This window comes from Marilutibacter maris (genome assembly GCF_006546735.2).
Classification (GTDB): Bacteria; Pseudomonadota; Gammaproteobacteria; order Xanthomonadales; family Xanthomonadaceae; genus Marilutibacter; species Marilutibacter maris.
On the sequence record NZ_VICD02000322.1, the window covers coordinates 20,623 to 29,417 of the forward strand.

Sequence of the window (8,795 nt, forward strand, 5' to 3'; positions counted from 1 at the left end):
CGAACACGCGACCGGTACCGCGACGGGCTTCCAGCCCTGGCTTACCAGTCCAAGCCGAACGACAACTTGAACGTGCGCGAGGGCTCGATGATCTCGTTGCCCGTGCGCTGGCCCAGGTCCGGATTGACCGGCAGGCGGCCGTCAGGGCCGGTACCGTAGCGACCGTCGAACTGGTTCCAGTTGGCCCAGTTGAACACGTTGATCAGGTCGGCGCGGACCTTGAACGAGACGTCGCTCCCGGTATTCCAGCGCTTCTCCGCGGCCAGGTCGAAGCGCTTGTAGCCGATCGAACCGTCGGGCGTGTACGGGTCGTAGTAGCACAGGTAGTTGGGCTCGGAGGCCGGCAACGGCGAATTCAGGCAGTTGTTGGCTGCTCGTGGCTTGTGGCTCTCCAGCACCAGCTTGCCGCTGAAGGTCAGGTCCCAGCCCGGCGAATAGATCCCCGACAGCACCAGGCGATGCTCCGGCACGCCGGTCGACGGGTAGAACCGGTCGGTCGCAAACGGATAATCGAACAGATAGGTCTCACCTTCCGAGGCGCGCGGCCGGTTCTCCTCGGCATCGCTGTAGGTGTAGGCCAGATTGAAGCCCCACGGCGAGGCCTCGGTGAACGGCTTGTCCAGCGAGACCAGCAACGAGTTCAGGTTGTACTCGAAGCCGTTGTCGGCCAGGATCAGACTGCCATAGCCGGGAATGCCGAAACCCCACGGGGTACCGCCCCAGGTCTGCCCCAGATCCTCGCGTTCGTGGAAGCTGCCGTCCGGACGCCGGTTGCCGAGATGGAAGTAGATGCCGTCGCGGCTGCGGATATGCGAGAAGGTCACCGAGGTGTTCCAGTCGTGGCCCCACCACTCGACGATATTGCGCATGCCGATGCTGAACTGGTCCGAGTACGGTGTCTTCAGGTCGTTGTTCAGCAGTTGCACCTCGCCGCCGGCGACCGGATTGGCGGCCGCATAGGCGGCCAGGCCCTCAGGGGTCAGCAGCGCCGGGTCGAACGGCGTGCAGGTTGCGAGGACGGGATCGCAATGTGTCGGTGACGGGAAGTTGAGGCGGAAGGTGGTGAACGCGCCGCCGTAGTACTCGCGCGCCATGTAGTCGAACAGATTGCGGTCGTAGGCACGGCCGGCGCCACCGAAGATCACGTGGCGCTGGTCGCCGGACAGGTCGTAGGAGAAGCCCAGCCGCGGCTGCCAGGCGCCCTTGAAGTCGCTGCGGTTGCCGCCGTCGCTGATGTAGTCCTCGATGTCGTAGTCGGTGTTCTGGATGTTGCTCCAGCCGCGCAGCGCGGCGGCGATGTCCGGATCCAGCCGGTAGTCGGTGTAGCTGGGAATCCGCTCGTAGTCCCAGCGGATGCCGAGGTTCAGGGTCAGTCTGTCGGTGACCTCCCAGTCGTCCTGGATGTAGATGCCGAACTGCTTGTTCTTGGACTCCACGAACGGGTCGCGCCCGATCCGCGCGGTGGTGTACTCGACCCGGTACGGCTGGGTCAGGCTCTCGTTCACGTCGTACCAGTAACGCGGGAACGGCGGGAACTGCTGGAACGCCTTCAGATCGACCTGCTTGTACTTCACGCCCATCTTCAGGGTATGGCCTTCCCAACCGAAGAAGGTCAGGTCGTCCTGGAAGCCCCAGCCCTTCTGGCCCTTGTCCTGGAAGCTGGGACCGCCGCCTGTGTTGAGGACCTGCAATTCATTGTTGCCCTGGTTGACGACCGTATAGCGGTTGCTGGAGATCGGCGTGACCGGCGACGGGTTGTAGGACGCCTCCTCGAAGGTGATGTGAGCGTCGTTGAGCCAGTTCACGGTCGAGTAGACCGAGCGCAGGTCGTAGCGGCTCTCGTCGTTGTTGAGCGCGGTGCCGGCGCTGGGCACATTGACCCCGCCGATGCCGAGCACCCCGGTCTCGCGGCGTTCGCGTGCGATCAGCTCGATCAGGTGCGCATCGGAGACCTGCCAGCTGAGCTTGCCGAAATATGTGTCCTGGTTGAACGGCCGGCTGGCGCTGCGGTATTGCGAACTGATCTCGGAGGGCAGCGCGGCGACATCGGCCGGCGTCAACTGATCCGGCGGCAGCACCGGCGCCGGGCGCAGGATGTCCTTGCCCTCGTAGACCATGAAGAAATGCAGCTTGTCGCGGATGATCGGTCCGCCGAAGGTCAGGCCATATTGATCGACCGACTCCTCGTCCTTCACGCCTTCGGCCTCCTCTCGCGGCGACGGCGAGGTCCAACCCTCACTGCTGCGGTCCCAGAACACGCTGCCGTGGAAGTCGTTCGTGCCCGAGCGGGTCACCGCGGTGACCGCGGCACTGCTGATCTGGTCGTACTCGGCCTTGTAGTTGGAGGTGATGACCTTGTATTCGCCGATCGCCGCCTGCGGGAACGGGTTGCCCTCGCTGTCGTCCTGGCTGGTGATGCCACCGGGGGTGACGTAGTTCTTCTGGCCGACGCCGTCGATGTAGACATTGATCGCACTGGCACCCTGCGCGCCGCTGCGCAGCTGGCTTTCCTGGCCGTTCGCGGGAGTGACGAACTGCATGCCCGGCACGGTATCGGCGAAGGCGAGGAAGTTGCGCGAATTCTGCGGCAGCGCCTCGATCTGCTTCTGCGACACGTAGGTCGCGATTTCTGAGGTCCGCGTCTCCGCCAGCAGGGTGCCGGTGACGGTGATCGTGTCCAGGTCGGTGGCGGCGTCGACCGGTCCGGTCTCGGCGAGGCCGCCGGCGCTCAGGTCGAGCCGCGCGGTCTGGCCGACACGGACGGTCACCAACTGCGAGGTGCTGCCGCCGCCGGCGCTGACCTCGACCCGATAGGTGCCCGGCGGCAGGCCAGCGAGGCTGTAGCCGCCCGACGCCGAGGTCTGCGCGCTGCGCGACAGGCCGGTCGCGGTATTGGTCACCGTCACCGTCGCTCCGTCCGCGGGCGCGGCGTCCACCGTGACCTGGCCGTGGATGATCGCCGACGTGCTCTGCGCGAGCGCGGCCGGCGAAGCGATGGCCAGACACCCGGCCAGCGCGCAGGCCAGGACGCCCGGTCGTGGATGGAACGCGTCACGGCGCTTGTTGACCGCTTGGCGCTTGTTGACTGCTTGATGCTTCATGAACCTTTCCCCTCTCTCCGAAGAAATGTCTCAAGCTTTGAAACCGTTTACATGCAAAGTCCAAAAAATGGCTGACGACAGCAAGCCATGGTGAAACCGCATTGCGCCCACTCCGGGCTAACTGGAAGTCCGCCGCCCTGGCGGACCGCTGGATTCGCGCACGATCAGTTCGGTCGCCAGCCATCGCCTCGGTTCCGTTACCGGCTCCTTGGAGGCGATCGCCGCGACCAGCAGCTCGGTCGCGTGCGAACCCAGTTCGGCGATGTTGACCCGCATCGTGCTCAGGCCCGGATGCACGTAGCCGGCCAACGGGATGTCGTCGAAGCCGGCCAGTGCGATCTCGCCGGGCACGTCGATGCCCGCCTGCAGGAACGCGAACATGCACCCCAGCGCCATCATGTCGTTGGCCGCGAACACCGCGTCGGGACGCTCGGACGCGGCGATCAGCTCGCGCCCGGCACGATGCCCGGAAGCCTCGTCGAAGTCGCCGCGCAGGATCCATTCGGCGGTGTCCGGCAACAGCTCCGCCAGCGCATCGCGGTAGCCGCGCAGGCGCTCGTGGGCGTCGAAGTTGTCCTCCGGCCCGGCGATGAAGGCGATCCGGCGATGGCCACCGGACACCAGGTGTTCGACCATCACCCTGGCGCCGCCGTGGTTGTCGACCCCCAGCACCGTGCCGGCGGCGCCGCCGGACTGGCTGTTGATCAGCACCACCGGCAGCTGCGACAGCGAGCGCGCGTCCTCCAGACTCTGCGAAGCGGCGGTGTACGGCGACATCACCAGCAGGCCGTCGACGCGCCCGCGCATCGCCTGCAACGCGGTGCCCTGCTCCTCGACGTCGCCGTGGTAGCTCGACAGCAGCAGATGCAGACGGTGACGACGCGCGACCTGGTCGATGCCGCGGATCAACTCCGAGAAGAACTCGCCATGCAGGTCCGGCAGCACCACCCCGAGCGCCTGGGTACGACGGCTGCTCAGGCTGCGGGCGGCGGCATGCGGGGTGTAGCGCAGCTCACGGGCGACCGACAGCACCCGGTCGCGCACGTGCTCGGTCACATTGTCGTGACCGTTGAGTACCCGCGAGACGGTGGCGACCGATACACTGGCCGCGCGCGCGACATCTTTGATGGTGACGTTTGCCAAGCTCGGACCGCCCCTCCGCGGCGTGGTGCGGGGCGACTGTAAACGTTTTCATCAAATTGTGTAAAGTCGCGTTCGCAAAATCCCGAGGTGGCTCACAAATCCTTGTTTCAACTGGGATTTTTCGATCGAAAAATGTTGCGGCGCGGCATCGATCAGGCGCCGATCGGCGGCGCCGAGGCCTCGATCGACAGGGCGTGGATGTCGGTCTCCATCAGCCCGCCCAGGGCCGCATAGACGGCCCGGTGACGGGCGATCGGGGCCATTCCCGCAAACGCCTGGCTGACGATCCGGACCCGGAAGTGGCCACGCCCGTCGCGGGCGCCGGCATGGCCGGCGTGGCGCTGGCTGTCGTCGACGATCTCCAGCTCGACCGGCGCCAGCGCCGCCTCCAGCGCGGCACGGATCGCCGGCACCCGCTGCTCGCGCGGCAGCGAACCGGGCATGACCGGCGGCAGCGGCTTCATGGCAGCACCCGGCGGAACGGCCTCACCTCGACCCGGGCATAGACCCCGGCCCCGACGTAGGGGTCGGCATCGGCCCAGGCCCGGGCGGCGTCCAGCGATTCGAACTCGGCGACCACCAGGCTGCCGCTGAAACCGGCCGGCCCCGGATCCTCGGCATCGATCGCCGGACACGGGCCGGCCAGCATCAGCCGCCCCTCGTCGCGCAGCGCGGCCAGTCGCGCCAGATGCCCGGCCCGGGCGGCCATGCGCCGCTCCAGCACCTCTTCACCGTCATAGCCTTCGATCACGTACCACATGCCGTCCGGGTCCTCTCCACGATGCCTGCGCCGGCTCCGGCGCTGAACCGGCATTGTAGGGCCTGGGGCCGATCGCCCCACAGCCGCTGGACAGGCTTCCCGCGAGCCCTTACCCTAGTTGTCAATAGCCAGAGGCCGGAACGCAGCGGCCCGTCACGACAGGCTCCCCACGCCGTCGTCACGCAATGCACCCACCGGTGCGTCGCTGCCGCACACCTGCCCGGGCCGTAACGACTCCCGCACCTCCTCCGCCGCGCGGCCCGCGTCGGGGCCATTGGGGCTGTTCCGCGCCGCATCGACCTTTATGCAGTCTGTCGCATCTCGTCCGTCGCACTCATGGGCAATCCGCCCGTGGCCGATCCAGGCTCCGGGGCATCCCGGCGTCGACGGCACCGCTCGATCCGTCTCCGACGGGTCGCGATCCGCAACACAGCGGCCGCCAAGGCCGAACCGCAAGGCCCCAGGAGGGGCCGCCCACGCATGACCCAGACAGCCGCGCCCGACGCGACCGAGCAGCCAGAAGCCGAGAACGGAGCCCCGTCGTCCGACGGCGGCGTCGCGACGGCCGAAGCCGGAGCGCAGGCGGAGACGGTGTCCGCCGCGGCCCAGCCGCAGCAGCAGGAGATGCCGCTGGCGGTGGTGCACGGCCAGCCGGTGCTGCAGATCCCGCAGGACCTGTACATCCCCCCGGACGCGCTGGAAGTCATCCTGGAGGCGTTCGAGGGACCGCTGGACCTGCTGCTGTACCTGATCCGGCGGCAGAACCTGGACATCCTCGACATTCCGGTCGCCGACATCACCCGCCAGTACGTCGAGTACATCCAGGCCATGCACGAGATGCGCTTCGAGCTGGCCGCCGACTACCTGGTCATGGCCGCGATGCTGGCGGAGATCAAATCGCGGATGCTGCTGCCGCGGCCGCCGGCCGAGGAAGGCGAGGAAGAGGATCCGCGCGCCGAGCTGGTCCGCCGGCTGCAGGAATACGAACGCTTCAAGAAGGCCGCCGAGGACCTGGACGGCCTGCCCCGCCAGGATCGCGACACCGCGCCGGCGGCGGCCTTCGTTCCCGACCGGGCCGCGGTGCGGCTGCCGCCACCGGTCGAGCTGCGCGAGATGCTGCTGGCGCTGCACGACGTGTTCAAGCGCGCCGAGCTGTACACCCAGCACGCGATCAAGCGCGACGCGCTCAACGTCCGTCAACGCATGGGCGAGCTGCTGGAGCGGCTCAACGACGGCCAGTTCCACCGCTTCGAGCAGTTGTTCACCGTCGAGGAAGGCAAGCTCGGCGTGGTGGTGACCTTCCTCGGCCTGCTGACCCTGGCCAAGGAGCAACTGGTCGACATCGTCCAGGAGGCGCCGCTGGCGGCGATCTACGTCAAGTCGCTGGCGGTGCTGGACGACCCCAGCCAGATCGAGCTCAGCAGCGAGTTCGACGACGACGAGCCCGCCTGAGGCGCGGCCGTCCCCGACCCCAACCATTCCGAAGCACCGCATGGATCAATCGCTCATCACCCGGATCGTCGAGGCCGCCCTGCTGGCGGCGAACCAGCCGCTGACGCTGACCCAGTTGCACGCGCTGTTCCCCGAGGACGAGCCGGCGCCCAACGGTAGCGTCGAGAACGCGATCGAGACGCTGCAGGCGGGCTGCGCCGAGCGCGGCGTCGAACTGGTCGAGCTCGCCTCCGGATTCCGCTTCCAGGTCAAGGGCGACGTGCACCCCTGGGTCGCGCGCCTGTGGACCGAGCGCCAGACCCGTTACACCCGCGCGACCCTGGAGACCCTCGCCCTGATCGCCTACCGCCAGCCGATCACCCGTGGCGAGATCGAGCAGGTCCGCGGCGTGGCGGTCAACAGCAACATCATCAAGGCGCTGGAGGAGCGCGAATGGATCCGCGTCGTCGGCCATCGCGACGTGCCCGGCAAGCCGGCCCTGTTCGGCACCACCAAGGTGTTCCTGGACTACTTCGGCCTCAAGCGCCTGGACGAACTGCCGCCGCTGTCCGAACTCAAGGAGATCGGCGAGCTGGAACCCCAGCTCAAATTCGACGACGGCCAGAAGCCGTCGGCCGCGCCCGGCGAAGGCGAGGCGATCGCCGCCGGTGGCATCGCGACCGCCCCCCAGGAAGACGCCGCGAACGAGGCCGACGCCGGAACCGAGGCCGACGCCGACGCGGGCGACAACGAGAACCCATCCCCCCTTACCGCGGAGGACGACGGGACGCTCCCGTCCGAGGCCGCACAAGAACCCGAAGCCGCGCCGGGCGAGCGCGCGGCGGACGAGAACGACGAAATGGCGTCGCAGCCCGAGGCTGACGACGACCTTTCGGCAGCACCGGAAGTGGACGCGGGCGTACCGCCCGAGGCCATCGCCAACGCCGTCGAGACGACGACCGTTCCCGAGTCTGAGGCCGCCTCCGAAGAGGACGTGCCGGAGCAGAGAAATGACTGATACGAAGAGCCGCAAGCTCACCCTCAAGCGCGCCGGCAGCGACGCCGCCGCCCCCACGCCCCGCCTCGAGGAGCGCCTGCACAAGGTGCTGGCCCAGGCCGGGCTCGGTTCCCGTCGCGCCCTCGAACAGCGCATCGCCGACGGCCTGGTCAAGGTCAACGGCGAGGTCGCCCAGGTCGGCATGTCGATCAAGGGCGGCGACAAGGTCGAGCTGGACGGACGCCAGTTCGTCGCCAGCGCGCTGACCGATCCGGCACGCGTGCTGATGTACAACAAGCCCGAGGGCGAGGTGACCACGCGCGAGGACCCCGAAGGCCGTGCGACCGTCTTCGAGGCCCTGCCCGCGCTCAAGGGCGCCCGCTGGATCGCGATCGGCCGCCTCGACATCAACACCACCGGGCTGTTGCTGCTAACCACCGACGGCGAGCTGGCCAACGCGCTGATGCACCCCTCCTACGAGGTCGAGCGCGAGTACGTCTGCCGCGTGCGTCCGCCGGAAGGCCAGGAGAACGTCGCCGACAGCATCCCCGACCGGCTGCGCCGCGGTGTCGCCCTCGAGGACGGCCCGGCGAAGTTCGACGAGGTCGAACGCATCGGCGGCACCGACTCGCACGACTGGTTCCGGGTCGTGGTCAAGGAAGGCCGCAATCGCGAAGTGCGCCGTCTGTGGGAGTCGCAGGGCTGCCAGGTCAGCCGCCTCAAGCGCATCCGCTACGGCGAGGTCACCCTGCCGCGCGAACTGCTGCGCGGCCACTCGCAGGAGCTGGCGGGCGACCGGGTCGAAGCGCTGCGCAAGCAACTGGGCCTGGAGGACGGCACGCCGTCCGCGCTGACCCTGCAGCCGGTGATCGGCCAGCGCAAGGCGGCCCGGGCGACCATCAACCTGACCGGCAGCGACCGCACCCAGGGTTATGTCGGCGGCCCCAGCCGCGCCGACGAGGGCCGCGAGCTGCGTCGCTTCGACCATGTCCGCGAGGACCGCGGTCGCGGCCGCGGCGGCAAGAAGGGCCATGGCGGCCTCACCGTCAGCGGCGAGGCCGCGGCCAAGCAGTCGCAGAAGCCGTTCAAGCAGCGCAAGCAGAAGGGCCCCAAGCTGCCCGAGGGCAGCCCGGCCGCGTTCCGCACCTGGTACGTCCCCGATGGCGTCGAGACCGGTCCCAACGGCCACCGCAATCCGGGCGGCGGGCGCGGCGCCGGCAAGTTCGGCAAGGGACGTCCCGGCGGCGGCCAGGGCCAGGGCGCCAAGCCGCAGGGCAAGAAGGGGCCGGGCCAGCGCGCCGCGCATCCCTATGGCCATCCCGGCAATGCCGTGCACTTCCCGTCCGACCATGCCGGCGGCGGC

7 protein-coding genes are annotated in these 8,795 nt (G+C 68.5%); 3 read left to right on the top strand and 4 right to left on the bottom strand.

The features are described 5' to 3' along the window. Positions 1-41: 41 nt before the first annotated feature. From FKV24_RS18050 to FKV24_RS18065, 4 genes are all read right to left on the bottom strand, one after another. The gene (locus FKV24_RS18050; RefSeq protein ID WP_141483379.1) at positions 42-3,101 is read right to left on the bottom strand and encodes a TonB-dependent receptor; all 3,060 of its coding nucleotides are present in this window, start codon (positions 3,099-3,101) and stop codon (positions 42-44) included. Positions 3,102-3,218: 117 nt separating this feature from the next. Beyond that, complete coding sequence (locus FKV24_RS18055) at positions 3,219-4,244, bottom strand: LacI family DNA-binding transcriptional regulator (protein WP_141483380.1); 1,026 nt, start codon at positions 4,242-4,244, stop codon at positions 3,219-3,221. A gap of 152 nt (positions 4,245-4,396) precedes the next feature. Continuing rightward, positions 4,397-4,687, bottom strand: coding sequence for a BolA family protein (locus FKV24_RS18060; protein ID WP_111268035.1), 291 nt, complete (start codon positions 4,685-4,687; stop codon positions 4,397-4,399). 17 nt (positions 4,688-4,704) lie between these two features. Continuing rightward, positions 4,705-5,004, bottom strand: coding sequence for a YciI family protein (locus tag FKV24_RS18065; protein WP_141483381.1), 300 nt, complete (start codon positions 5,002-5,004; stop codon positions 4,705-4,707). 480 nt (positions 5,005-5,484) lie between these two features. Here FKV24_RS18065 and FKV24_RS18070 point away from each other — a divergent pair, with 480 nt between their 5' ends. The 3 genes from FKV24_RS18070 to FKV24_RS18080 form a co-directional block, all read left to right on the top strand. Next, positions 5,485-6,456, top strand: a complete 972-nt coding sequence (locus FKV24_RS18070; RefSeq protein WP_111266229.1) for a segregation and condensation protein A — start codon at positions 5,485-5,487, stop codon at positions 6,454-6,456. A gap of 40 nt (positions 6,457-6,496) precedes the next feature. Beyond that, entirely contained in the window at positions 6,497-7,453 is a 957-nt protein-coding gene (scpB, locus tag FKV24_RS18075) for an SMC-Scp complex subunit ScpB (RefSeq protein ID WP_141483382.1), read from the top strand. Next, the coding region (locus tag FKV24_RS18080; RefSeq protein WP_141483383.1) for a pseudouridine synthase at positions 7,446-8,795 on the top strand (1,350 nt) is incomplete at its 3' end. The genes scpB and FKV24_RS18080, both read left to right, overlap by 8 nt.

Excerpts from the sequence above, each read along its gene's own strand:
- scpB (WP_141483382.1), top strand. The coding sequence starts at position 6,497 with ATGGATCAATCGCTCATCACCCGGATCGTCGAGGCCGCCCTGCTGGCG.
- FKV24_RS18065 (WP_141483381.1), bottom strand. The coding sequence starts at position 5,004 with ATGTGGTACGTGATCGAAGGCTATGACGGTGAAGAGGTGCTGGAGCGG.
- FKV24_RS18060 (WP_111268035.1), bottom strand. The coding sequence starts at position 4,687 with ATGCCCGGTTCGCTGCCGCGCGAGCAGCGGGTGCCGGCGATCCGTGCC.
- FKV24_RS18070 (WP_111266229.1), top strand. The coding sequence starts at position 5,485 with ATGACCCAGACAGCCGCGCCCGACGCGACCGAGCAGCCAGAAGCCGAG.
- FKV24_RS18050 (WP_141483379.1), bottom strand. The coding sequence starts at position 3,101 with ATGAAGCATCAAGCAGTCAACAAGCGCCAAGCGGTCAACAAGCGCCGT.